This is a genomic window from Paenirhizobium selenitireducens ATCC BAA-1503 (genome assembly GCF_900492185.1).
GTDB classification, from domain to species: Bacteria; Pseudomonadota; Alphaproteobacteria; order Rhizobiales; family Rhizobiaceae; genus Allorhizobium; species Allorhizobium selenitireducens_A.
The window spans coordinates 1-24,028 of the sequence record NZ_UEYP01000001.1; the positions used below are offsets into that span (position 1 = coordinate 1).

Here is a 24,028-nt window from a genome sequence, read left to right on the forward strand (position 1 = left end):
GCTACCGGATAGCCCCGCTCGGTGATCTGACGCACCGCGTCGCGCTTGAACTCTTCCGTGAAATTGCCTTTGCCCATGTAGGCCTCCTGCCTCAAATTTAGGGGAGAAGGCGTCTACAAATCTAGGGACTATTTATAAATTGTATCAAGCTTGTGAGAGAAGTTGGCTTACTTTCCAGGTTCCCCAGCCAATTCTCCCTAAAAGCCCTTAATTCCTTGATTTTCCAGTCGTGCCGCATATCGTTTTGGCGTCATTGGCGACCTGATGCCCAAAGGTGATGCCCACGACGCTTGAGCGCGGTGGGCAAGCCCTGGGCAGAAGACAGGGCATTCGTCATGGCCGTGCGCCACGAGGTCGAGAATCTGATCCGCCGCGGAAACATCTTCTATTGGCGGGCACGCGTCCCGGCCTCACTCATCCACTGTCGGCCAGGCAGCCGCCTTTCACTCAGCCTTCATTGTTCCCACTATAGAAAGGCGCAGATCATCGGCAGGAAGCTCAATATGCGGCTGGCCGCGAACGAGCGACGTCGAAGATTTTCGAAGGCCGCGCAGTTGCGCTTCTCCACATCGACGAGCGCCACGAGCTTGTCGACAAGAGTGAGAGCGAATTCACAGGCGCCGGACGAGCCTTTGCACCTGCTGCCGTGGTCAGCGCAGCAGACATCAATGCGGCAGATCCCGCTCCTACGCTTGCGATCGATGAGCGACCATCGGCATCACCTCTGATCGCCACATTGCCGGTGACGCGGTGGGCGAACTTGCCAATGCCGGCGTCGACCTGGGTGCGCTCTAGCATTTCTCTCACGCTCGGCGCCAATGTCGAAAATCTGCTTTTGACCGGGACCGGCAACCTCAACGGCACCGGCAACAGCATCGCCAACAGCCTGACCGTCAATGCCGGCGCCAACGTGCTGACCGACGGCGGCGGCAACGATACGCTGAGCGGCGCCTGTGACGCGCGACAATGCCAGCGTGGCGGGTTGCCGCCATGATCCTGTGGTGCGGCAGGCGCACGGCCATGACAAGTCACGGTTCAATATTAGGAAGTATGCACCTTCGCAAGCTGGCTAGATCTGCAACCATGTCGGCGCTTTTTCTTACGCAGCAGGTGTGGTTGTTGCCCTGGCGAAGAATATGGTATGGCTGAAGCCGTTCCATGCAAGGAATTCGCGCGGGAGGCGCCGGCCATGACTACGCAGATTTTCGATGATATTCTTATCGGTACCGGCGCGGTCAATATCACCGATGATGCCCAAGTCACGGCGAATGCGGTTATCGGCCTTGCGGACGGCGTCTTTGATCTCGGCATGACGGCGTACGGGTCCGGCCATGTGATCGAGGTGCTGGGCGCGATCTATGGCACCGCCGGCTCGCTGATCATGGGCACAGACGCCAGTTTCTTCAGCGATAACCAGCTGATCGTCGGCAGCACCGGCACGCTCTTCACGACCGGCGACGGTGTCCTGATCCTGGGCGGGCAATCATCGGTGCACAATGATGGCGCCATCAATGGCGAGAGCGGCATTATCCTGCACGCGGATTCAGGTGTGACCACCTCGACCATTACCAATACCGGATCGATCATTTCCCATTCCACCACCAATATCGGCAATGCCGGCATCGCGCATTTCGGCAGCGAGACACTGGTTGTCGTCAACAGCGGCCTGATCAGGGGGCTGCAATCGTTCCGGGCGACCTCGACCACAAGTACAGACGAGATCACCAATAGCGGCCTGATGGTCGGCGATATCCTGCTGGGCGCCGGAAACGATCTTTATGACGGTCGTCTGGGCCGGGTGTCCGGCGAGGTGCAGGGCGGCGCCGGCGACGACATCCTGCGCGGCGGCGATGGCGGCGAGACGCTCTACGGCGGCGATGGCGCCGACACGCTGGAGGGCAATGGCGGCGCCGACACCCTTGTCGGTGGCGACGGCGCCGACACGCTCGATGGCGGGGCGGGCGCCGACACACTGGATGGCGGATCCGGCAACGACACCTTTGTCGTCGACAATGCCGGCGACGTGGTGATCGAGGCGGACGGCCAGGGCGACGACACGGTCAACGCGGCAATCTCCTATGCGCTGACGGACCATGTCGAACGGCTGACGCTCACCGGAGCGGCCAATATCAACGCCACCGGCAATGGGCTCGACAACACGCTGACCGGCAATGCCGGCGACAATACGCTCGATGGTGGCATCGGCGCCGACACCCTAGATGGCGGATCCGGCAACGACACCTATTTCGTCGACAATGCCGGCGACGTGGTGATCGAGGCGGACGGTCAGGGCGACGACATGGTCAACGCGGCAATCTCCTATGCGCTGACGGACCATGTCGAACGGCTGACGCTCACCGGAGCGGCCAATATCAACGCCACCGGCAATGGGCTCGACAACACGCTGACCGGCAATGCCGGCGACAATACGCTCGATGGCGGCATCGGCGCCGACACTTTGGATGGCGGATCCGGCAACGACACCTATGTCGTCGACAATGCCGGCGACGTGGTGATCGAGGCGGCGAATACCGGAACCGACACAGTGCAGTCGAGCATTTCACTGGCGCTCGGCGCCAATCTCGAAAATCTCGTTCTCCTCGGTTCGGCGACGATCAATGGCCTCGGTAACAGTCTGAACAATACGCTCTCCGGAAACGCCGGCAACAATACGCTCAATGGTGGCACCGGCGCCGACCGGATGGAAGGGGGCGCCGGCAACGACACCTATGTCGTCGACAACGCCGGCGACGTGGTCGTCGAGGCGGTGAATGCCGGAACCGATACGGTCCGTGCCAACCGAAGCTATACGCTCGGCGCAAATTTAGAGAACCTGGTGCTCACCGGCACCGCCAACCTGAACGGCAGTGGCAACGACCTGGCCAACCTGCTGACAGGCAACAGCGGCAACAATGTGCTGAACGGCCATGGCGGCGCCGATACCATGGCAGGGCTGGCCGGCAACGACAGGTACATCGTAGATTCGCTCTCCGACGTCGTCGTCGAGACGGTTGGCAACGGGACAGACACCGTGCAGACCGCGGTCAACTGGACGCTCGGGGACAATTTCGAGAACCTGACATTGCTCGGCGCCGGCAATCTCAACGGCACCGGCAATGGTCTGGCCAACATCATGACCGGCAATACGGGCAACAACATCCTCAACGGCCGCGGCGGCGCCGATACCATGGCGGGGCTGGCGGGCAATGACACCTATGTCGTCGATTCCGTCGCCGATGTGGTCACCGAAGCCGTGGTTCAGGGTACCGATACGGTGCAGGCCGCAGTCAACTGGACGCTCGGGGACAATATCGAAAACCTGACATTGCTCGGCGCCGGCAACATCCATGGCGTCGGCAATGCGCTCAACAACCTGATGACCGGCAATAGCGGCAACAACATTCTCAATGGTGGAGGCGGCAACGACACCATCAACGGCGGTGCGGAGGCCGACCGGCTTTACGGCAATGTAGGCAACGACACGCTCACCGGCGGGACCGGCACCGACGCCTTTGTCTTCCACTCTACGCCGAACGCCGCGACCAATGTCGACACGATCACCGACTTTTCCGTGGCTGACGATGCGATCTGGCTGGAAAACGGCGTATTCACCGCGCTCGGCGCGGTCGGCGCGCTGGCGGCGTCCGCCTTCGTGCGCAACACCTCCGGCCTCGCCCAGGATGCAAGCGACCGCATCATCTACGAGAGCGACACCGGCAATCTCTTCTATGACAGCAATGGCAACGCGGCCGGCGGCAGCGTGCTCATCGCCGTACTCGATCCGGCCCTGCTTTTGACGAACCTGGACTTCACGGTGATCTGAGGTCGGCGGCGATCCGTCGACCTATTCCAGCCGATAGAGCCTCGTCCGCCGGTCGGCGAGACAGGCCAACTGCAGTCCTTCACGAGGTTGAGAATCTCGTTCGCCGTGACAACGTCTCCTGGCGGCGTCTCCGAATCCTCCCATTTGGCCGAACCACCGCAATCCGTCCCAGCCTTGGATAGACCGAGTGCCCCCCTGCATTGCCATGTGGTCAGTTCGTCATGCGGCCGAAGGCGGGAACCTTCGGGAGGACGGCCTGCGTGACCTATCCATGTTGCCGTGCTCCCACCCGCGAGCGTGAATGATATAAAACCATCAAATCAGTTGACTCTTGTTGAAAATATAACATAGGCTGCCTGCAAGGGCTCAGAACACTGATGCCGAACAAAGCCAGGAGAACATAAGAAATGGGGAACTTTAGAAAAATCAGCCTGATCACCGCCGGGCTCGTCGCCGCGATCGCGGGGCTTGGCGCCTTGCCGGCATTTTCTGCCGATGCCATCCGGATCGTTTCGCCGTACCAGACGACGACGCTCGATCCGATGCGCTCCGCAGCGGCCGGCAACATCGAGACCTATGGCCAGCTCTATTCGCGCCTCTTGCTGCGCAATCCGTCGACCGGCGCGCTCGAGCCCGGACTGGCGCAAAGCTGGGACATTTCCGCCGATGGGCTGACATACACTTTCCATCTGCGCGACGCCCTCTTTTCGGATGGCTCGCCGATTACCGCTTCCGACGTGGTGTTCAGCCTCGAGCGCATCCGCGGCGACAAGCAGTCCGCATATCCGGCTCCCTTGGGCGCCGTCGAATCGATGTCGGCAGCCGATCCCAAGACGGTCGTGGTGAAGCTGAAGTCCCCCTTCGCGCCGTTCCTCGGCAATCTCGAGATCTGGAACATGGGCATCGTGTCCAAGGCCGATGTCGAAAAGCGGGGGCCTGAGAAGGCATTTTCCACCGAACCCGTGACGTCTGGTCCCTACGCCGTCAAGGAGTGGAAGCCCAACGAGATGCTGGTGCTGCAGCCGAATGCCCATTATTGGCGCCAGGGCTATCCGAAGTCCGACGCAACGGTAGAGCTTCGCGAAGTCGCTTCCCCCGAGACACGGGTCGCCATGCTGAAGTCCGGAGAAGCCGACGTCATGCGCGCGGTCCAGTGGGCGCAGATCGATGATCTGAAAACAGCCGAAAAGATCGACATGCGGCTCGAGCCATCGACCACGATCTATATCACCTTGCTCAACAGCAAGCGCGAACCCTTCTCCAATATGATGGCTCGGCAAGCGGCCGCCTATGCGATCGACAACAAGGCGATGGCGGCGGCGATTACCCGTGGCTATGCCCAGCCCGCCAATACGACCCTGCCGGGCAGCATCGATTTCCACGACAAGGACTATCCGGGCATTCCCCACGACGTCGCGAAGGCAAAGCAGTTGCTGGCCGAATCCGGCATGGTGGGCCGCGAGGTGAAGATCCTCGCGACCTCCGGAGCCACCGAGCAGCAGATGGCGCTCCTCCTCCAGGCGCAGTGGCAGGCGATCGGCCTGAAGCCGGTGATCGTGAACGTCGATTCCGGCGCCTGGTGGGACGCCACCGGCAAGGGCGACTACGATGCGGCCGCCAACTGGTGGTACAACGAAACCCCGGACCCGGATCTCGCGGTTCGCTGGGCCGTGTGCGGATCGTGCGGTTCGAACTCCTACAACACCTTCTACTCCAATCCCAAGGTCGATGAATTGGTGGAACAGGGGACGAAGGAAGGCGATCCCGCGAAGCGCGCGGAAATCTACAAGGAGATCCAGAGGATCACGACCGAGGAAGTTGCGCAGATTCCCCTCTACTACGCCCCGAATGCAGTCGCCTATTCCAAGCGCCTCGAGGGGATCAAGCTGACACCTTCGTTGCAGTGGACGCTCGAAGAGACGACCATCGCCAAGTAGGCAAAAGCGAAACGGCGGTGTGCCCATCCGGCAGGCACACCGCCGTTCCTCGTTCCGTGGAGAATGTGATTGAACCTTTTGCTTCTCATCTTGAGGCGGTTGTTCCAGCTTTTCGGCGTGTTGATCGGGATCAGCGTCGTGACGTTCCTGCTGCTGCATCTTGCGCCCGGCGATCCTGCCCGCCTGCTTGCGGGCGCCCGCGCGACCCCTGAAACGATCGCGGCCATTCGCTCGGAATATGGACTGGACCAGCCGCTCTGGCGGCAATACGCGACCTACTTCTTGAACCTGCTCGGGGGCAATATCGGCCAATCCCTGCGGTTCCAGCGGTCGGTCAGCGAATTGATTTCGCAGTTCATGTGGCCGACCCTGTTCCTGACCGGCTATGTGATGGTGCTCGCGGTCCCGACAACGGTCGCTCTGGCGATCGCCAGCGCTCGCAAACCGGGGAGCGCCGCAGACCAGGCTATCCGCATCATCGGCATTGTCGGGCTTACCATTCCCGTCTTCTGGCTCGGCATCATGATGTCGCGCTTCTTCGGGGTCGCCCTCGGCTGGTTTCCCGTCTCGGGCTACGGAGTCGGCTTCACCGGCCATCTGCACCACCTGTTGCTGCCCGCAGTTTCAACCGCCATCTGGCTTGTGCCGGTGCTGACGCAGAGCCTGCGCGCCGCCCTGATCGAGAAGACTACCGCCGATTTTGTCACAGCTGCACGGGCTCAAGGGGCGAGCGAGCGAGAAATATTCTGGGGCACGATCCTGCCGAACGCGGTTCTGCCGACGCTGAACCTGCTCGGCGTCCTGGTGGCCTTCATGATCGGCGGCGCCATCATCGTCGAAACCGTCTATGCGGTCCCCGGCCTCGGCTCCCTCATGGTGAGCTCGCTTCTCGGGCGGGACTATTACGTCGTGCAGGGACTGACCCTCGTCTTCGCCTGCTCGACGGTTCTCGTGACGTTGGCAGTCGATCTGATGTCGGCATTCATCGATCCGCGTATCCGGTTGTGAGGAGAACCATCATGTCGAATGTTCCAGCCTCAACCGAGGCAGCGCCGCGTGCGATCAACCTCAGCCCGCTGATGATGATCGCGATCTTCATACTGGGCGGATGGTTGCTCGTCGCGCTGACGGCCCCGCTGATCGCGCCCTACGATCCTGACGCAATCGATATCAGCAACATGCTGACCGGACCGAGCAGCGCGCACTGGTTCGGCACCGACCAGGTCGGCCGCGACGTCTTTTCGCGGGTCATCCACGCTGCGCGCGTCGATCTGTTTCTCTGCGTGGTCGGCGTATTGCCACCACTCCTGATCGGCACTGTCGTCGGCCTGCTGAGCGGCTATTTCGGCGGCGTGATCGATAGCCTGTTCATGCGGCTGTACGATCTGACGGTGGCCTTTCCGTTCTTCGTCCTAGTCCTGGCGATCGTTGGCGTTCTGGGACCGGGCCTCGTCAACTTCGTCATCGCCCTCACGCTCGTCGGATGGGTCAGCTATGCGCGGCTGGTCAGGGCAGAAGTGCTGACGGTCCGCGAAAGCGAATACATCCGGGCAGCGGAATGCCTCGGCTATCCACGAAGAGCCATTCTCTTCCGTCATGTCCTGCCGAACGCCTTCGGACCGGTCATCGCCTATGCCGTCAGCGACGCGGTGCTCGTGATGCTGGCAGGCGCAAGTTTCGGTTTCCTCGGCATGGGCGCCCAGCCGCCACTTGCAGAATGGGGCGTGATCATCGCCGATGGGCAGGCCTTCGTGCAACAGGCCTGGTGGATCTGCCTGTTTCCTGGCCTTGCCGCCATTTCGCTCGGGCTCGGCTTTGCTTTCCTCGGAGACGGCATAGGACAAATGCAACGCAGCAAGGTGGCCTTTTGAACATGACGAGCAACACGCCTCCCCTCATGCAAGTGGAAAACCTCACGGTCGCCTTCGGATCTCTCACCGCCGTAAAAGGGGTTTCGTTCCAGGTCATGGAAGGGGAAATTCTCGGCATCGTCGGGGAAAGCGGTTCGGGGAAATCGATAACGTGCCGTGCCCTGATGGGCCTCCTGCCCGCGCTCGCCACAGCGGCAGGAAGCGTGCAATTCCGGGGCCGCGACTTGCTCGGCCTGACGGAGGACGAGTGGTGCTCCTTACGTGGCAGCGAAATCGGGATGATCTTCCAGAATCCCGCCTCCCATCTCGACCCGCTGCGCCGGATCGGCCAGCAGATCGCCGCGCCCATGATCCGGCATCTGGGGCTTTCCAGACGGGAAGGCATGCGCCGGGCGGTGAGCCTTCTCGAGGATGTCGGTATACGCGATCCCGAAAAGCGGGCCCGATCCTATCCGCACGAGTTCTCCGGCGGGATGAAACAACGCGCAATGATCGCCGCGGCAATCGGTTGCGGTCCGAAACTGCTGATCGCCGACGAACCGACGACGGCACTCGACGTCACTGTCCAGGCACGTATCCTCAAGCTCCTGCAGGAGTTGAACCGGAAGCGCGGACTTGCGGTGATCCTGATTTCTCACGATCTCGCTGCGATTGCCGAGATCTGCACGCGTATCGTCGTGATGCGCAATGGCGAAATCGTCGAGCAAGGACCGGCGGACGAGATCATCAGTCGACCGAAACATGCCTATACAAAGCTTCTGATCGCCTCCCAGCCCGGACGCGCGAGTTGTACGGTCGGCAGCCCTCCGCAGGCCGTTGCGCCCTTGCTCAGCATCGAAAGGCTCTCCGTGTCTTTTCCTGCCAGACACGGCCTGATTGGAGGACGGGGCATGAGAGATGCGCGATCTTTCCTGGCCCTGGACGGGATCGACATGCAGATTTCAGCCGGAGAAACGATCGGTATCGTGGGCGAAAGCGGGTCCGGCAAGAGCACGCTCGCCCGGGCTATCGTCCGCCAGAACAAACCGAGCGCCGGGGTCGTTCGCCTCGATGGCCAGGACGTTCATGCCCTACAGGGCAGGGACCTGACCCGCTTCAGGCAACGCGTCCAGATGGTTTTTCAGAACCCCTACGATTCGCTCAATCCGCGGATGAGCGTGCGCGAAGCGGTCGCCGAGCCGCTCTGGAGGCATGGAATAACCGATCGTCGCAGCGCATATCTTCGTGTCGATGAACTGCTTGAAATGGTCGATCTGCCAAGTGCATTGCACGATCGCAGGCCGCGCCAGCTCTCGGGCGGCCAGTGCCAGCGTGTCGGTCTGGCCAGAGCGCTTGCCCTGAAACCGCAATTGCTGATCGCCGACGAGATCACGTCCGCCCTGGACGTGACGACACAGGCGCAGATCCTCGAACTCCTGGCTCGCCTGCAACGCGAACAAGAGCTCACGCTTGTCTATATCTCCCATGACCTTGCGGTGGTGAACAGCATCTGCGAGCGGGTATATGTCTTCAAAGGGGGACGGATCGTGGAGAGCGGACCGACACAACAGGTACTAAACGACCCGCAACATCCCTACACGCAGGAACTCGTCGGCTCGGTGACGCATCATTGGCCGCCGCTTCCGCCATCTGAAGGAGCAGGCCATGCGGCGTGATGATCACGGCCGTCATGACGGGACAGGCTCAAGCCAACTTGAAACGTCGAACGAAAGCATGCGCAAAAAGGTAGTATCCATCGCGCATGCAGTGAATTTTCAGGAGCTTTCAACGTGACAGGGACAAGTGACGAGCGGCCGGCCGACGGGCAGGAACAGGGCGGGGAAAAGCTGGACATCGAGGCGATACTGCGCGCTCGAATGGATCAGTTTTCCCCGTCCGAGCAAAGCCTTGGTGCCTACATGCTCGACAATATCCAGCTCCTGCCCTTCGAGACAGGCGCCAGCATCGCACGCGCTGTCGGCGTCAGCGAAATGACCGTCACCCGCTTTGTGCGGAGCCTCGGATTCGAAAGCCTGCGGGACATGAAGAACCGCATGCGCGAATCGGTGACCGAAAAGGATGGGGAAGTCGACGACTACATGGGCCGCTTCCAGGTCCGCAACAACCGACAGCGGGAACTGCAGGAAAGCCTCCGGCTGGAACTGGACGCCATCGTGAAGGCGTATGCGCTCGCGTCAACCGACCTCTGGGACGAGGCAACCACCTTGCTTGCCAAGACCCGGACAATCTACGTCGTGGGCTTCGAGGCATCCAAGGGACTGGCGACGGATTTCGCCACGCGCCTGCTGTGGGCACGCCCGAACGTCATCTTCGCGGATAACGCCACCGGCACCTTCGGCGAGATCATCTTCGCCGATCCGAAGCAGACTCTTGTCGTTCTGGTCGACACCGCCGCCTATGCAACGCGCGGGGTGAAGCTGGCGGAAAAGCTGAAGGCTATGGAGATGCCGCTCATCATCGTCACCGACAAATACAGCCACTGGGGCTTCACCTTCACCCGGCTCGTCTTCGAGGCGCATACGCATGTGAAGACATTCTGGGATTCGACTGCGAGCCTCGGGGTCATCCTCAACCTCATGATCGACTCCGTTGCGGTCAAGCTCGGACCAAAAGCCAAGCGCAACTTCGCGGAAATGAGCGAACTCGGGACATTGTTTGGCGAGTTCGTGGGTGGAAGCTATCTGCGGCGCAAGGATTGAACCGCCAAGAATACAAACTGCAGCGAGAGCAAGCGAACATGAGAGCCGACAGTGATATTGCGTTCCGCGATCCGACCCAGCCCGGGTCCTCCCTCATTCCCAGGGAAGATTGGGACCGCGCACCCTGGAACCGCTGGTCGTTCCAGAACCTGCGGGAAATCGTCCCGACCGCGCGGGTTTGGCGCGGCGAAGGACCGGCAAGCCCGCTGCCGGCGTCGCCTCGGGATATCGATTCTCTCGCCTTCGAAATCGACGGGCAACGCGATACCATCGGTCGCCATATTGAGACGAACTTTGCGGATGGCTTTCTCGTCCTGCACCGCGGCGAGGTCGTCGCGGAGCGATACCTGAACGGCATGTCCGAGCGCACTCTGCATCTGTCGCAATCAGTCTCCAAGTCGATCGTGGGCACGGTCGCCGGCATACTTGCCGATCGCGGCGAACTCGATGTCGAGGCGCTCGTCACCCGATACCTTCCGGAACTGGAAGACACGGCTTATCGCGGCGCTACGGTCCAGCACGTGATGGACATGACGAGCGGCGTAGCGTTCGACGAAACCTATACCGCGCTCGATTCCCACATGGCCAAACTGGATGTCGCCTGCGGATGGAAAGGGGGCAGTGACCCGTCGTGGCCGAAGACCGTCTGGGAACTGATCCTGACACTGAAAGAAGCCGAATGCGCTCACGGGACTTCCTTTCGCTACCGCTCGATTGAAACGGACGTGCTCGCCTTCATTCTGCAGCGCATCAGCGGCATGGCGCTTGCGGATCTGGTCGCGGATGAATTGTGGGCACCGATGGGGGCGCAGGAGGACGCCTGCTTCACCGTGGATCCCTCAGGCTACGCGCTCGCCAGCGGCGGCTTCAATGCAACCTTGCGGGACTATGCCCGCTTCGCCTTGCTGCATCTCGGAGGTGGAGAAATCAACAGAAGGCGCGTTGTTCCGGCCACCTGGATCGAGAACACGCGCCGTGGTGGAGGCGGCCCATTCGGCGGGGTCTACCGTGAAGTGCTGCCGTACGGCGCCTACCACAACCAGTTCTGGATCGAGGATCCTCGCCGGCAAACCTATATGGCGCGCGGCGTCTTCGGCCAGATGATCTACCTGGACCCCGGCGCCGAATTCGCAGCCGTCATACTCTCCAGCTGGCCGGAATTTCTGGATGTCAGACGCTCTCGCACCACCTTGGCGGCGCTGCATGTCATTCGCGACGCCTTGGCCTGAGACAGAAATTCGGATCTTGAGCTTGCCTTTAGCGCGCCCATGAACACCGTGTCGGCCTGTTCAGGCTCTTTCCGCTCGAGAAACTGGAAGCTGGACCGCCGCCCGGACCCCGCTGTCGCGCCCGGGGATGGGAGAGGTGATCGAGAAATGCCCACCGGCGCGCTCGGTGATTGCCTTGACGATGGCAAGACCCAGCCCGCTGCCTTCGGCGGTCGTCGTGCCACGCTCGAAGCGCTGGACCAGCTTGCCTTTGATCTCGGGCGATAGCGCCGGCCCTTCGTTGCAGACGCAAAGCTCGCCTGCCGCATCGAGCGAGACGATGACGGGCTGGTCCTCCGGGCCGTGGCGCAGGGCGTTCTCGATGAGGTTGCGGCAGAGAATGCCGAAAGCGTCGGGATCGAGGTCCGACAGCACGGGCCCGGACGGCAGCGACACCTCGATCCGGTGGCCGGCGCCGCAGCGGGCGAAATCCTCCGCGACCAAACGCAGAATGGGCCGCAGATCGGATGGAGCCTCCAGCCTCAGGCGGCCTCCCTCGGCCCTTGCCAGTTGCATCAGTTTCTCCGACATGCGCATCAGCCGCTTGAGGGTCGCCTCGATCTCGATCGCTCGCTGCGCGGCAATAGCGTCCGTCGTTTCCGCCTGGATGCGCTGCGCCTGGGCGATGGCGCCGGCAACCGGTGTGCGCAGTTCATGGGCGGCATTGGCGGCAAAATTGCGCTCCGCCTCGAAGGCTTGCCTCAGCCGCGCGAGCAACTGGTTTACGGCGCCGGTGATCGGCTCCAGTTCACTCGGAAGCCCGGTATCGGGAAGCGGCGACAGATCCTGCACGCCGCGCGTTTCAAGAGCGCCCTTGAGCTTGCGTATCGGACGCAGGCCGCCGCGCGTCGCAAAGGCGATGGCTCCGAGGCTGAACGGGATCACCACGAGCAGCGGCAGCGCGAGGCCGAGCAACATGCTGCGCCACACCTCCGCCCGGTGATCGAGCGGCTCGGCCACGGAAATCGTGATGCGCCCGTCGCGGGCTGCATCGGAATAGATGCGATGGGTCTTCGTCTCGCTGAACCCGACGCTCTCGAAGGGCGGGAACTGGAAACCGTCCGACCCGCGGGATTGCAGCAGAATCTTGCCGTTCAGGTCCCGAACGACGTAGGTCACCGGCTCCTCGCGTTCGTCCAGCCGCTCGATATGTCGAGCGTCGTCGTCCTCCTCGTCGTCGTCGCCGGGATCATCGTCATTGCGCTTTCGAAGATCGTGCAAAGCAAGCGGCAGGATCCGTTGCGCCGTTGCTTCGAGGTCCTTATCGAAGACCTCCTCCATTTCGTGGCCGAGCCGGTTCGCGGTCACGGACGCGGCGGCGAGCCACAGGACCGTGACCGAGAGGCCCACCGCCAGCGCCAGCCGTGCCTGAAGCGAACGCGGCGCTCTCATGGCCGCCCCAGGCGATAGCCGAGACCGCGTTCGGTTTCGATCACGTGCGCGCCAAGCTTCTTGCGCAAGCGACTGACATGTACCTCGATCGCGTTGCTGTCGATCTCGGTGTCGAAGGAATAGAGCCTTTCCTCGAGCTGGTTCTTGGACAGCAACTGTCCGGGACGCTGCAGGAAAGCCTCGAACAACACCCATTCGCGCGCCGTCAGGACCACCGGCCGGCCATCCTTGAGGATGCTGCGCGCCGCGACATCGATCTCCAGCGGGCCGAGCGTGATCAACGGATTGGGATTGCCGACATAGCGCCGGGCTACGGAGCCGATGCGCGCCGAGAGTTCGGCAAGGTCGAAGGGTTTGACCATGTAGTCGTCAGCCCCGGCATTCAGGCCCTCGATCCGGTCGGAGACCTGGTCGAGCGCAGTGAGGATGATGACGGGGGTGACATCCCCTCGCCCGCGCAGAACCTTGAGGAATGGAATGCCGCGCCCGTCGGGCAGCATCAGATCAAGGAGAACGAGGTCGTAGACGGCGCTTGCCAGCGCATCGCCTGCCCGGTCGAGCCGCATCACCCAATCGACCGAATGGCCGTCGGCGGCGATCTGGTCGCGAACGGCAGCGCCCAGCACGGTATCGTCTTCGACCAGCAGCACCCTCATCGCTCTTCCTCGTCATTCCGTCACCAGCTTTAGTCCATCGCCCAGCTTACGGGAAGCTGAAGCCGGGTCGTACCATCTGTCAGCGACCGGTCAGGTTCAAGTCGCCAATCTCCTCCCGTCCGAAGCGGAGACATGACCATGACATCTCGAACCATCCTGACAGCGACACTGATCGCACTTGCAGCCGGCCCGGCGCTCGCCGAGGACGACTGCAACATACCGATGGCGAACTGGCAGCCGCGTGAAGCCGTCCGCGCCATGGCCGAGGAGCGCGGCTGGCAGGTTACGCGCATCAAGATCGATGACGGCTGCTACGAGATCCATGCGGTCGATGCCGAGGGCCGGGCGTTCGAGGCAAAGATCGATCCGCAGACGCTCACGGTCATTGAATTCGAGAACGACGACCGCCACCACCATCGCTAGCCGCGCCTGCCGACCGCCCCCTGACGGGAAGCTGAAGCAGATCGGCTGACGCCGTCAGGAAGCGATCAGGCAGAGCGGACATTCCAGGATTATCCCTCATCAAAGGAGCCTACCCATGAACAAGAACCGCAGATTTCTCCTCGCAGCCCTCCTGTCCGGCACCGTGCTTGCGGCCGCCGGCGCCATCGCAGGTCCCCTCGCCGTCTTCGATCCGCCCGTCTCCGGCGACGCCGCAGCCGGCCCGCCCGTCCACTCCGTCGACTGGGACGAGGAGGATGACGACGGCTGGCGGATGGACCAACGGCGCCACGGCGACGACGACGACGACGACGATGATGATGACGACGAGGATGACGATGACGATGACGATGACGATAACGGCCGGAACGGTCGCTCGCAGCCCTCGCCGGCCCCCGTCGGTACAGTCGCGCCGCCGAGCAACGGGCTGATCCTCCAGGGCTCGACCCCGAAGGTCCAGGTCAACTGATCTCCTCCCATTGATCAAAGGAAACAGACGATGAAATCCATTCTTGCAGCCCTTGCAGTCACCACCGCGCTCGTCCTGCCCGGCATGGCTCTCGCCCGCGAGGTCACGATCACCACAAACCTCAAGAACTACGGCGGCGACGGCGCCTATCTCGCCTACTACGTCACCGCAGCAGACGGAACCTATGTCGGCAGCCTGTGGATGGCGGGCGGCAAGGCAAAATACTACGAGCACCTGAGCGGGTGGTACCGGGCGTCTGGCGGCAATACCGCCGAGATCAACGGCATCACCGGTGCGAGCGTCGGCGCCGGCCGCTCGCTCGCCATCACGCTCGACCTCGCCGACACGCTGTTCGACGCCGGCTATGAACTGCACATCGACGCCGCCGTCGAGGACATGCGCGACAGCCCGTCGGAGATCGTCGTTCCGCTGACCACCGAAGCCGCCGGCAAGCCCGTCTCCGGCAGCCGCTACATCGCCGACTTCACCTACGGACTTTAAGCAGAAAGGGTGCCGCCATGATCCGGACGCTTCACCGTTGGCCAGGCCTCATCGCCGCGATTCTCCTCGCCATCATTGCGTTGAGCGGCGCGGCCCTGTCGGTCTATCCCGCCATGGAGGCCATGAACGCACCGGGCGCCTCCGGCATGAGCGTGGCCGAACTGGCCAGCCGTGTTCAGGCCGCTGAGCCGACGGTGGAGCAGATCCGGCGGGCGCCCTCCGGCAAGATTACCGCCTATTTCTATAAGGGCGACCAGCCCGCCGCCGCCATCATTGATCCCCAGACCGGCGCAAGTCTCGGAGCCGCCGATGTCCCGGCCCTACAGCGCTGGCTGACCAACCTCCACCGTTCGCTGTTCCTCGGCGACGGCGGGCGCATGGTCGTCGCCGCGGGGGCCGCCGCCATGCTCACACTCAGCCTCTCCGGGCTCCTTCTCATCACCCGGCGTGCCGGTGGCTGGCGGCAACTGTTCTCTCCCCTGCGCGGCCAGGGTCAGGGACGCCGTCATTCTGCGATCGCCCGACTGTCGGTTTGGGGCCTGATGCTTTCCTCGACAACGGCGCTCTGGATGTCGGCGGCAACCTTCGGCTTCGTGCCCGAAGGCGCCGGCGCTCCCGCTTTTCCGGCCGAGGTGAGCGGCGAAATCGGGCTTGTACCGGCAGACATAGCGGCCCTTCAGCAGGTCTCCGTTGATGGTTTCCGCTCGCTCACCTTTCCCGTCGCCGGCGACAAGACCGACGTCTTCACGCTCAAGACCGCGTCCGGCGAAGGCTACATCGACCAGGGAACCGGCGCGCTTTTGGTCTGGAACGAAGCGGATGTCTGGCAGCGCACCAGCGACATGATCATGTTGCTGCATACCGGCCATGGCGCGGCGGTGCTCGGGCTCGTCCTCGGGTTCTCGGCTCTTAGCGTGCCGCTGATGGGCTGGTCCGGCCTGAGGCTCTGGCTTGCTGGCCGCGCCGGCCGCAAGCGGGCCGACACCCCTGCCGGCGAAGCCGAAACCATCATTCTCGTCGGCAGCGAAGGCGGCAGTACCTGGGGCTTTGCCCACACGCTCGAAACGGCGCTGACCGCAACCGGCGCGCGGGTCCATACCGCGGCCATGTCGGCCTTTGCCCCGGATGAGTGGAAAAAGGCTCGCCGCATCATCCTCCTCGCCGCCACTTATGGCCAGGGGGAAGCGCCGGCCTCGGCCAGCGACTTCCTCGACCGTCTCGCCGCACTGCCCATGCCTCCGGCCGCACCAGTCGCGATCCTCGGCTTCGGCGACCGCAGCTTCCCCTCCTTCTGCGGCTTCGCGGAAAAGATTGGTCGTGCGGCCGAAGCGAAGGGCTGGAAGCTCTTGCTGCCCATGGACACGGTAGATCGCCAGTCACCACAGGATTTTGCCCGCTGGGGCCGCGCCCTTTCGGCTGCAATCGGGACCTCGTTCGATCTCAACCACCAGCCGACCAAGCCCAAGACGCGTGACCTGGTTCTGGTGTCGCGGCGCGATTACGGCGCCGAGGTCCAGGCTCCGACGTCCATCCTGCGCTTCGCCTTGCCGAAGGTGCCGTTCTGGCAGCGGCTGACGGGCCGTGCCTTCCCGGACTTCGAGGCGGGAGACCTGATCGGCATCGTCCCCGAAGGTTCGGTCGTGCCCCGCTTCTACTCGCTCGCTTCAGGAAGCCGCGACGGCTTCGTCGAGATCTGCGTGCGCAAGCAGCCGGGTGGGCTGTGCTCGACCCAACTGACGCTGATGGAGCCCGGCGACCGCGTGCAGGTCTTCCTGCGCCACAACCCTACCTTCCGGCCGCAGCGCGGCAGGACGCCGGTCCTCTTGATCGGCGCCGGCACCGGCATAGGCCCGCTCGCCGGCTTTGCCCGCAACAACGCGAAAGCCAGGCCGATGCACCTGTTCTTCGGAGCCCGGCACCCGTCGAGCGATGCGCTCTATGCCGAAGAGCTCGCGGCATGGCAGGCGGACGGCAGGCTTTGCTCTGTTACCACCGCCTATTCCCGCGGATCCGCGCCGATCTACGTTCAGGACGCCCTGCGCCGCGATGGCGAACGCGTGGCACGGCTGCTGCGGGAGGGGGCACAGGTCATGGTCTGCGGCGGGCGTGACATGGCTGCCGGTGTCGCCCAGGCCCTGGGCGAGATCCTTGCGGGCAAGGGCATGAGCCTTGCGTCGCTGAAAGCGGAGGGACGCTATGCGGAAGACGTTTACTGACCTTGCTCGCCATGCCCTGAACGGGCCGACGATGGGAACCCGCTGGTCCGCGCTGTTCCATGCGCCCGCGGGATTCGAACCCGAGCCTGTCCGGGTCGCCATGACCGCGGCCGTGACCGAGGTGGATGCGCAGATGTCGACCTGGAAGCCGGACAGCGACCTCAATCGCCTGAGCGCTGCCGGACCGGGCGAATGGGTATCGCTACCGCCGGCGCTGATGGACGTCCTCGCCGCTGGCCTGGAGGTCGGGCGCGCCTCGGGTGGCGCCTTCGACATCGGGATGGCCGATGCGGTAAGTGCCTGGGGTTTTGGCCCCAGCCCGGCCGACGAGGCCGGCATCCGCGCTGCCCGCACGAAGCCACGCCGCCCGGCCCATGAGATTCTCGAGCTCGATCCGGCGAACGCGCGCGCCCGCAAGTCGCAAGCCATGGCTTTCGATTTGAACGGCATCGCCAAGGGCTATGGCGTCGACCGGCTCGCCGAGATCGCGCGGGCTTTCGGCATCGCCGATGCGCTTCTCTCCATCGATGGCGAATTGCGCGCCACTGGTACGCAGCCGGACGGCTCTGCGTGGACGGTCGCCGTGGAGGAACCTGACACCAAACGACGCGCCGCGCATTCGATTCTCGAACTCACCGACATTGCCGTGGCCACTTCCGGCAATTATCGCCATTGGGTGGAGGTCGGGGGGCGCCGTCTCAGCCACACCATGGATCCGGGACGCGGCATGCCGCTCTTGAACGCCCCGGCATCCGTCACCGTCCTTGCCGAGACCTGCATGATGGCGGACGCCTGGGCAACAGCGATGATGGTGCTCGGCCGCGAGCGAGGGTTGCCGCTCGCCCGCTCCCTCGGTCTATCGGTGCTGTTCATCGACCGCAGCAGTTCGGTCGAAGCGGCTGAGTGTCTCAAGGATGGGCTTCCGAACAAATAGCGTCGGGACGTGGTTCCCCGACATGCATGTTCTGACGACGTGGCAAACGTGGACGAGAGCCTGTGGCTTCATAGCCAAGCGATAGGAAACAATCGCACTGCGTCTGCTGCTCCAACCTCCGCAGTCCCAGGAATTCGGCAGAAAATCGCCGAGCGGTTCGCAGACAAGCCGCAGGGGCAGATCACCCGTCCTGTCGATGCCCTGATAGCGGGTGGCCTCCCCCCCTCAGTTCCCCGATCCTTGCCGATAATAGCCGGCAAGCGCCGGGATCGCTTCGGCGAGGTTGTCGGCGAGTTGGCGGCATTCGGGGACATTGCCGGCGTAGCGGGCGGCGAGGAAACGGCGATGCAGGGCAAGGGCGTCCTGGTCGGTCCCCGGAAGCACGGTCGCGACCGCCGTGCCGATGCTGCGTCCTTTGACCGTGATGCGGTCGAGTTCGAGCACGGGGAAGCGGTCGGCGACCAGGGCGGCGGTCACTTCCCCAAGCAGAAGGGGAACGCCGAACTGCTTCGAGGCGCCCTCCAGCCGCGAGGCGAGGTTGACCGCATCGCCGAGCGCCGAATAGTCGAACCGCCGCGTCGAGCCCATGTTGCCGACGACGCACTCTCCGGTATTGATGCCGATGCCGATGCGCAGCGGCATGAAGACCTTGTCTTCCGCCCTTGCCTCGGCCTCGAGTTGGAGATTGAGGCGATCGATGGCGGCCAGCATGTCCAGCCCGGCCGCAACGGCTTCGTGGGCATGGGCCTCGTTTTCCAGCGGTGCGTTCCAGAATGCCATGATGCAGTCGCCGATATATTTGTCGATCGTCCCGCCATGGGCGAGAACCACATCCGACAGCGGCGTCAGCAGCCGGTTGATCAGATGTGTCAATTGCTCGGGGTCGTCCTTCAGCCCCTCGGCGATGGTGGTGAAGCCCCGCACGTCGCAGAACAGCACCGACAGTGTCCGCTTTTCCCCTCCCAGCTTCAACTGGCCCGGATCCTCGGCCAGTCGTGCCACCAGGTCCGGGGAAAGATATTGCCCGAAGGCCTGGGTGATCTGCCGGCGGCTGCGCCGTTCGGCGGCATAGTCAAGCGTCGCCTGGCCCGCCGCAATCGCCACGAAAGCGAGCGACGGGGCGATCGGTGAAGCAAAGACCCGGCCGAAGCGAAGCGTCAGATAGCTTGCCACTGCGAAACCGAGAACGGCCGCCACAACGCCGATCACCGCCATCCATCCGGTGCCGCGAAAGACCAGCGCGACGGCGCCAAGCGCCGCGAGCAACAGCAGGACAAGGGCTTGGCGCGGACTGGCTGTGACTATGCCGCTTGCCGTTTTCAGGTTGTCGAAGATGGTGGCGTGGATCTCGGCGCCGGCCACGAGCCTCCCTGTGTGGACGGTATAGGGGGTGGCGAAGGCATCGGCGCCGCCACCGGTGACGGTCGGCGCGTTCTGCAGGCTGAGCCCGACGATGACCACGCGATCGCGAAACGTGTCCGGCGGCAGGAGGTTTTCCGGGTCGAGCGCCTGATAATAGGACACGGTAGGATAGGTTCGCGGACCGCCGAAGGCCTGCATTAGCGTGCCGCTCTCCGGCAGTCTTGTCGGCACGCCGGCAGTCTCGGCGATCCGGGCGGCGAAACTGTCGTCGAGGCTCGGCAGTTCACGGACCACGCCGTCGCCGCCAAGGGCGATCGAGGCGATGCCGGCCTTGGCCCCCGTATCGGTGAACAGGCCAAGCGGCAATGTGCGGACGAATTGATCCGCCTGGGAAGACGAGATCAGGGTCTCGTCTCCGGCTAGCACCACATCGGGCCCAAGCGCATCAGCCAGCGCGGCGTCCTCGGCGGCTGTCGTCGGCTCGGAGAAGATGATGTCGAGCGCGATCACCCTGGCGCCCGCGGCCCGCAGGGCCGTGACCAGGCGGGCATGAATGCTACGCGGCCAAGGCCATTGCGCGTTGAGGTCGGCAAAGGACGGCTCGTCGATGGCAACGATCACCGGCCCTTCGTCCGGCAGCGGCTCGTGCCACAGTGTCGACAGATAGTCGAAGGCGCGTGCATCCAGCAGCGGCCATCCGGCCAGACGGGTGAGTGCCACTACCGACAGGAAGACCGCGGCCGCGAGCAGGGCCAGTTGCACGCGCCGCCGCCCCAGGCTCGGGCGCGAAGCCAGGCTCGATGGCAATCCGGCAGCCATCAGAAGCGAACTTTCAGCGAACCCGTGTAGGTGGGACCCCAGCCGGGCACGCCGCTTTTCACCTCAAAGTCCTCGTCCAGCAGGTTGAAGGCCGCGAGTTCGAGCGCGAAACGCTTGTCGAACGGCTCCCAGGTGAGGTTGGCATCGAGGGTCCAGTAGTCGTCGAGCTCTCCGCCCGTGTCGCTGTCGCGTTCGCCGACATAGTTGGCGGCGAGCGTCGCCGAGACATTGGCCTCGTTGACCCAGGTCAGCGCCACCTGCCCCGCCCAGTCCGGGACGAAGGGCAAAGGCCCGCCGTAGGTTGGCGAGGTCGGGTCCTCGTTCTCGGACGTCGAATAGGCGAGCGTCGAGGACAGGCCGAAACCATGGCCGATGAGCAGGTTTGCCGTCAGGCTGCCGCGATCGATCCGGCCTTCGGAGGCCGAGAATGGTGCAGCCGAAAGCGGAATGGCGATGCGCGGCTCCTCGATCTCCTGATGCTGGAACTCGGCCGAGGTGAAGAAGTCTTGCGTCCATTCCGCATCCCAGCGCAGGGCGACCGTGTCGACGTAACCGTCGAGCCCGGTGGAAATCTCGTTCGGCTGCAGGCCGAGCACGCCGACCGGGGAGAGCGTCGGGGTATTAACATAGAGGCTCTGTCGCGAATAGGCGGCGCGCAGCCAGTGCTGGTCGGACGGCGCCCAGGCCACACCCACGCGCGGCTCGAGCCGCGCCACGTCGTCATCGTCGCCATCGAGGAAGGTGCCGAACAGGGCATATTCGGCTTTCAGGTCGGGCGTGATCTCGTGCAGCAGATCGACATAGACGCGGCCGTAGGTGGCACTCTCGTCGGGATCGGCAATTGTCGGCAAGCCGAGGATCAAGGCCTGGCTATAGGTTTCGACGAAGCCGCCCTCAACGCCGTAGCGCCAGGTGAGATCGTCCATGCCGATCGAATGGCTGACTGCGGCGACATAGGTCTTTTGCGCGGATTCCGACGTCATTGGCACGCCAGGGATGGTAAGCGTGTCGTAGCTGTCGGCCGTCAGCTCGCTATAGAATACCGCGGCATTGACGACGTTCTCGAAGCCGATCGTGTGGCTGAGACCGAGGCCGAGATTCGTCTGCTCCGACTGATTTTTCAGGCTGGCTGAGCCACCGCCCAAGGCGGTGGCGTAAAGGTCCGCATCGGAATTGGCATAATTGCCATAGGCGACGATGCGGTCGGCGGGGCTGGGGCTGGCGGTGACGTAGCCATTGCCGCGCAGCAGTTGCTCCTCGGTGTCGAGATCGACGGTTCCGCCACCGGCCGCGCGCTGGTCGAAATCGGTCTCCCACTCGAAATTGCCATAGAAGCTGGCCGGGATCGGGAGATTGCTGAAGCCCTGCACCTCGCCTTCCGCCACATAGCCGGTGTCGCCATTGCCTTGCGTGAAACCACCGCCGAGCGATCCTTCCAGGAACGGCCGGCGGATCAGGTTCGCCGACCGGGAGCGCCCCGAAATCATGTGCGGGTCGAGCAGAAGCCCCTGGATGAAGGAGGAATAGCTGAGGCTGTTCTGTCCGTTGGTGACGATATTGCCGCCATGGGCATAGCTGTTGGCGAAGGGATTGGCGCTGCCGCGAACCGTCTGGTCAATGTAGCCGCTGCCGGCGAACGGGCTGAACACGGCGTCGCCGTAATATTCGCCCCAGGCGTTCAGCCCTTGCAGGCGGAAGGCGTTGTTCAGCGTCGAGCCGGCGTCCTGGTTGGCGCTCAGCGAGCCGAAATTGCCGCCTCTCGCCTTGGCGCGCCGCAGGAATTCCTGGGCGTTGCGGATCGCGCCTTCGGAATCATAGTCGTCGATCGCAACCGCCGTGCGGAAGGACGAGATCACCGGATCGTTGTCGTCCAGGCGTTCGGCATTGTCGAGCGCCTGCTCGGCGGGCACACGGTCGCCCTTTTCGTAATGCGCGGCGGCGAGCAGGATCTGTCCCTGGGCATAGGCGGGGTTGGACACGGTGCCGGCCAGAAGATCGTCGACCGCCTTGTCCAGTTCGCCGGTCTGCATGTGGTAGCGGCCACGGGCCACGAGCGCGATGTCGAAGGTCGGATCGGCGGCGAGCGCCAGCTCGAGTTCGCGCCTAGCCTCTTCCACCCGCGACTGGTCGAGATAGAGGATGGCCAGATTGCCATGCGACACCGGATCCTGCGGATCGAGGGCGATGGCCTTCTTCAGCGCGGCTTCAGCGGCCCGCATGTCGCCGCGCGCCGACTGGATTTCGCCGATCGCGTTCCACATCGAGGTCGAGCCCGGTGCGATCTTCACCGCCGCCTGGAGATCGGCAAGCGCCCCGTCGAGGTCGCTTTCGAAGCCGCCGCGATAGTTCGCCCTCGCCTCCAGCGCCGTCGGCTCAGACGGGTCGAGCGACAGAGAACGGTCGATCGCCTCGCGGACCTGGTCGCGGTCGTTGAGCAGCAGCGCCAGCTGGGCACGATAGGCCGGAAGCGCCGGATCATCCGGATAGCGCCGCTCGGCCTCCTTGATCACGTCGATCGCCGCGCGGATGTCCTTGAGAAAGCCGGCGGCATAGGCCTGGAGCAGCGCGCCATAGGGGCTCGACGCGGGGCGCGGCTGCGGCTCGGCGCGGTTCGGATTGGCCAGCGAACGGGCATAGTAGCGACCATAGCTGGCGACATCCCTACGGCGCGCATCGAGCCTCCGGCCAGCGCGTTCGAAGAGTTTTTCCGCTTCGTCATAGCGCATCTCGGCCGCGGCGATGATCGCCTCGATCAGATCGGCCCGCGCCCGCTCGGCCTCGGACAATGACCGGGCGCGAATGAGCGCCAGGGTTTCCTTCGCCGCCTCGCGGCCTTCCAGCGAAAGCTGCGTCTCGGCGAGAACCAGCAGGTCGTCTGTGCTGCGCTGGTCAGTGGGAATGGCCGCGATGCGATCCGCCTGGCGCCGCATGTCGGCGACCGGCAGGGGCGAGGCGGGCATGAAATTGAAAGCATTGCGCGGCGCCAGATAAAACAGCATCTGCTCGCGGTCGTCGGAATCGACAATGACGATCTTGCGCGGCGCCTGGCCGATCGTCGCCGCCGCCGCCTCGCCCTGGGCCACCTGGACACTGCCCTGCGGGTTGCTGAGTTCGACCAGGCCCTCGAGTACGGTGAGCGAGGTCTCGGCCCCCTTCACCGTCATGGTCCAGTCGGTGCCGCGGATCGCCGCGGTCGCTGCCGGCGTCACCACCTCGACGCCCGGTCCGCCGCGCTCGGCGCGCGCCCAGAGGCTTCCGGTCTCCAGCTCAAGTACCGCGTCGCTGCCGGGCGTCATCTGCCGAACGCGAAGAGATGAATTGCGCCCGAGGCGGATCTGCGTGCGGTCGGCAAACAGGATCGCCAACTGGCCCGTTGCATTGGTGCGCAGAACGTCGCCGGTCAGCAGGTCCTGCTGGAGATCGACGAAGCGCCAGCTCGACACGTCGATGAAACGGACTTCCTCGCCGACCTTGCGCGCAATAACGGATGCCACCGAATCAGCCGCGCGCACGACAGGCTCCGCCCGGGCCGGCAAACACGGCCAACTCGCCCCCACAAGCAGCACCATGGCTGCGGAACCGGATCTAGTAAAAAGCCCCCACATGCGCCCAGAAGTGGCCATTTCCGGAAGACGAGTCA

General features: G+C 63.8%; 18 protein-coding genes. 14 read left to right on the plus strand and 4 right to left on the minus strand.

What is annotated here, in order from left to right; all coding sequences use genetic code 11:
- The first annotated feature begins 335 nt into the window (after window positions 1-335).
- The 9 genes from RHIZ70P_RS23425 (at window position 336) to RHIZ70P_RS00045 (ending at window position 11,559) form a co-directional block, all read left to right on the plus strand.
- Complete coding sequence (locus tag RHIZ70P_RS23425) at window positions 336-728, plus strand: DUF6538 domain-containing protein (RefSeq protein ID WP_328588158.1); 393 nt, start codon at window positions 336-338, stop codon at window positions 726-728.
- Window positions 729-766: 38 nt separating this feature from the next.
- Complete coding sequence (locus RHIZ70P_RS00010) at window positions 767-994, plus strand: hypothetical protein (protein ID WP_115668338.1); 228 nt, start codon at window positions 767-769, stop codon at window positions 992-994.
- A 195-nt stretch (window positions 995-1,189) separates the two neighbouring features.
- Window positions 1,190-3,823: a beta strand repeat-containing protein gene (locus RHIZ70P_RS00015; RefSeq protein ID WP_181903906.1), complete on the plus strand. Its 2,634-nt coding sequence runs from the start codon at window positions 1,190-1,192 to the stop codon at window positions 3,821-3,823.
- A gap of 407 nt (window positions 3,824-4,230) precedes the next feature.
- Window positions 4,231-5,760: an ABC transporter substrate-binding protein gene (locus RHIZ70P_RS00020; protein ID WP_115668340.1), complete on the plus strand. Its 1,530-nt coding sequence runs from the start codon at window positions 4,231-4,233 to the stop codon at window positions 5,758-5,760.
- A gap of 69 nt (window positions 5,761-5,829) precedes the next feature.
- Window positions 5,830-6,768, plus strand: a complete 939-nt coding sequence (locus RHIZ70P_RS00025; RefSeq protein ID WP_115668341.1) for an ABC transporter permease — start codon at window positions 5,830-5,832, stop codon at window positions 6,766-6,768.
- A gap of 71 nt (window positions 6,769-6,839) precedes the next feature.
- The gene (locus tag RHIZ70P_RS00030; protein ID WP_419178262.1) at window positions 6,840-7,631 is read left to right on the plus strand and encodes an ABC transporter permease; all 792 of its coding nucleotides are present in this window, start codon (window positions 6,840-6,842) and stop codon (window positions 7,629-7,631) included.
- 2 nt (window positions 7,632-7,633) lie between these two features.
- Window positions 7,634-9,286, plus strand: coding sequence for a dipeptide ABC transporter ATP-binding protein (locus RHIZ70P_RS00035; RefSeq protein WP_115668343.1), 1,653 nt, complete (start codon window positions 7,634-7,636; stop codon window positions 9,284-9,286).
- Window positions 9,287-9,400: 114 nt separating this feature from the next.
- Window positions 9,401-10,330 carry a MurR/RpiR family transcriptional regulator gene (locus RHIZ70P_RS00040; RefSeq protein ID WP_235842103.1) on the plus strand — a complete coding sequence of 310 codons (930 nt, stop codon included), beginning with the start codon at window positions 9,401-9,403 and terminating at the stop codon, window positions 10,328-10,330.
- 38 nt (window positions 10,331-10,368) lie between these two features.
- The gene (locus RHIZ70P_RS00045; protein ID WP_115668345.1) at window positions 10,369-11,559 is read left to right on the plus strand and encodes a serine hydrolase domain-containing protein; all 1,191 of its coding nucleotides are present in this window, start codon (window positions 10,369-10,371) and stop codon (window positions 11,557-11,559) included.
- A 60-nt stretch (window positions 11,560-11,619) separates the two neighbouring features.
- Here RHIZ70P_RS00045 and RHIZ70P_RS00050 read toward each other — a convergent pair whose 3' ends face one another.
- Window positions 11,620-12,990, minus strand: a complete 1,371-nt coding sequence (locus tag RHIZ70P_RS00050) for an ATP-binding protein (RefSeq protein WP_115668346.1) — start codon at window positions 12,988-12,990, stop codon at window positions 11,620-11,622.
- Window positions 12,987-13,646, minus strand: a complete 660-nt coding sequence (locus tag RHIZ70P_RS00055; protein ID WP_115668347.1) for a response regulator transcription factor — start codon at window positions 13,644-13,646, stop codon at window positions 12,987-12,989. The genes RHIZ70P_RS00050 and RHIZ70P_RS00055 overlap by 4 nt, the downstream gene beginning before the upstream one ends.
- 138 nt (window positions 13,647-13,784) lie before the next feature.
- Here RHIZ70P_RS00055 and RHIZ70P_RS00060 point away from each other — a divergent pair, with 138 nt between their 5' ends.
- The 5 genes from RHIZ70P_RS00060 (at window position 13,785) to RHIZ70P_RS00080 (ending at window position 18,207) form a co-directional block, all read left to right on the plus strand.
- Window positions 13,785-14,069, plus strand: a complete 285-nt coding sequence (locus RHIZ70P_RS00060; protein WP_115669011.1) for a PepSY domain-containing protein — start codon at window positions 13,785-13,787, stop codon at window positions 14,067-14,069.
- A gap of 115 nt (window positions 14,070-14,184) precedes the next feature.
- Window positions 14,185-14,556, plus strand: coding sequence for a hypothetical protein (locus RHIZ70P_RS22880; protein ID WP_181903907.1), 372 nt, complete (start codon window positions 14,185-14,187; stop codon window positions 14,554-14,556).
- A gap of 30 nt (window positions 14,557-14,586) precedes the next feature.
- Entirely contained in the window at window positions 14,587-15,057 is a 471-nt protein-coding gene (locus tag RHIZ70P_RS00070; protein WP_115668349.1) for a DUF2271 domain-containing protein, read from the plus strand.
- A gap of 17 nt (window positions 15,058-15,074) precedes the next feature.
- On the plus strand, window positions 15,075-17,273 hold the full coding sequence (locus RHIZ70P_RS00075; RefSeq protein WP_115668350.1) for a PepSY domain-containing protein: 2,199 nt from the start codon (window positions 15,075-15,077) through the stop codon (window positions 17,271-17,273).
- Window positions 17,254-18,207, plus strand: coding sequence for an FAD:protein FMN transferase (locus RHIZ70P_RS00080; protein WP_115668351.1), 954 nt, complete (start codon window positions 17,254-17,256; stop codon window positions 18,205-18,207). Before RHIZ70P_RS00075 ends, RHIZ70P_RS00080 begins: the two co-directional genes overlap by 20 nt.
- A 225-nt stretch (window positions 18,208-18,432) precedes the next feature.
- Here RHIZ70P_RS00080 and RHIZ70P_RS00085 read toward each other — a convergent pair whose 3' ends face one another.
- Complete coding sequence (locus tag RHIZ70P_RS00085; protein WP_115668352.1) at window positions 18,433-20,388, minus strand: adenylate/guanylate cyclase domain-containing protein; 1,956 nt, start codon at window positions 20,386-20,388, stop codon at window positions 18,433-18,435.
- On the minus strand, window positions 20,388-23,993 hold the full coding sequence (locus tag RHIZ70P_RS00090) for a FecR domain-containing protein (protein WP_115668353.1): 3,606 nt from the start codon (window positions 23,991-23,993) through the stop codon (window positions 20,388-20,390). The genes RHIZ70P_RS00085 and RHIZ70P_RS00090 overlap by 1 nt, the downstream gene beginning before the upstream one ends.
- Window positions 23,994-24,028 lie beyond the last annotated feature (35 nt).

Coding starts and splice junctions, on each gene's coding strand:
- RHIZ70P_RS23425 (WP_328588158.1), top strand. CDS start 336: ATGGCCGTGCGCCACGAGGTCGAGAATCTGATCCGCCGCGGAAACATC.
- RHIZ70P_RS00010 (WP_115668338.1), top strand. CDS start 767: ATGCCGGCGTCGACCTGGGTGCGCTCTAGCATTTCTCTCACGCTCGGC.
- RHIZ70P_RS00015 (WP_181903906.1), top strand. CDS start 1,190: ATGACTACGCAGATTTTCGATGATATTCTTATCGGTACCGGCGCGGTC.
- RHIZ70P_RS00020 (WP_115668340.1), top strand. CDS start 4,231: ATGGGGAACTTTAGAAAAATCAGCCTGATCACCGCCGGGCTCGTCGCC.
- RHIZ70P_RS00030 (WP_419178262.1), top strand. CDS start 6,840: ATGATGATCGCGATCTTCATACTGGGCGGATGGTTGCTCGTCGCGCTG.
- RHIZ70P_RS00035 (WP_115668343.1), top strand. CDS start 7,634: ATGACGAGCAACACGCCTCCCCTCATGCAAGTGGAAAACCTCACGGTC.
- RHIZ70P_RS00045 (WP_115668345.1), top strand. CDS start 10,369: ATGAGAGCCGACAGTGATATTGCGTTCCGCGATCCGACCCAGCCCGGG.
- RHIZ70P_RS00050 (WP_115668346.1), bottom strand. CDS start 12,990: ATGAGAGCGCCGCGTTCGCTTCAGGCACGGCTGGCGCTGGCGGTGGGC.
- RHIZ70P_RS00055 (WP_115668347.1), bottom strand. CDS start 13,646: ATGAGGGTGCTGCTGGTCGAAGACGATACCGTGCTGGGCGCTGCCGTT.
- RHIZ70P_RS00060 (WP_115669011.1), top strand. CDS start 13,785: ATGACATCTCGAACCATCCTGACAGCGACACTGATCGCACTTGCAGCC.
- RHIZ70P_RS22880 (WP_181903907.1), top strand. CDS start 14,185: ATGAACAAGAACCGCAGATTTCTCCTCGCAGCCCTCCTGTCCGGCACC.
- RHIZ70P_RS00070 (WP_115668349.1), top strand. CDS start 14,587: ATGAAATCCATTCTTGCAGCCCTTGCAGTCACCACCGCGCTCGTCCTG.
- RHIZ70P_RS00075 (WP_115668350.1), top strand. CDS start 15,075: ATGATCCGGACGCTTCACCGTTGGCCAGGCCTCATCGCCGCGATTCTC.
- RHIZ70P_RS00080 (WP_115668351.1), top strand. CDS start 17,254: ATGCGGAAGACGTTTACTGACCTTGCTCGCCATGCCCTGAACGGGCCG.
- RHIZ70P_RS00085 (WP_115668352.1), bottom strand. CDS start 20,388: ATGGCTGCCGGATTGCCATCGAGCCTGGCTTCGCGCCCGAGCCTGGGG.
- RHIZ70P_RS00090 (WP_115668353.1), bottom strand. CDS start 23,993: ATGTGGGGGCTTTTTACTAGATCCGGTTCCGCAGCCATGGTGCTGCTT.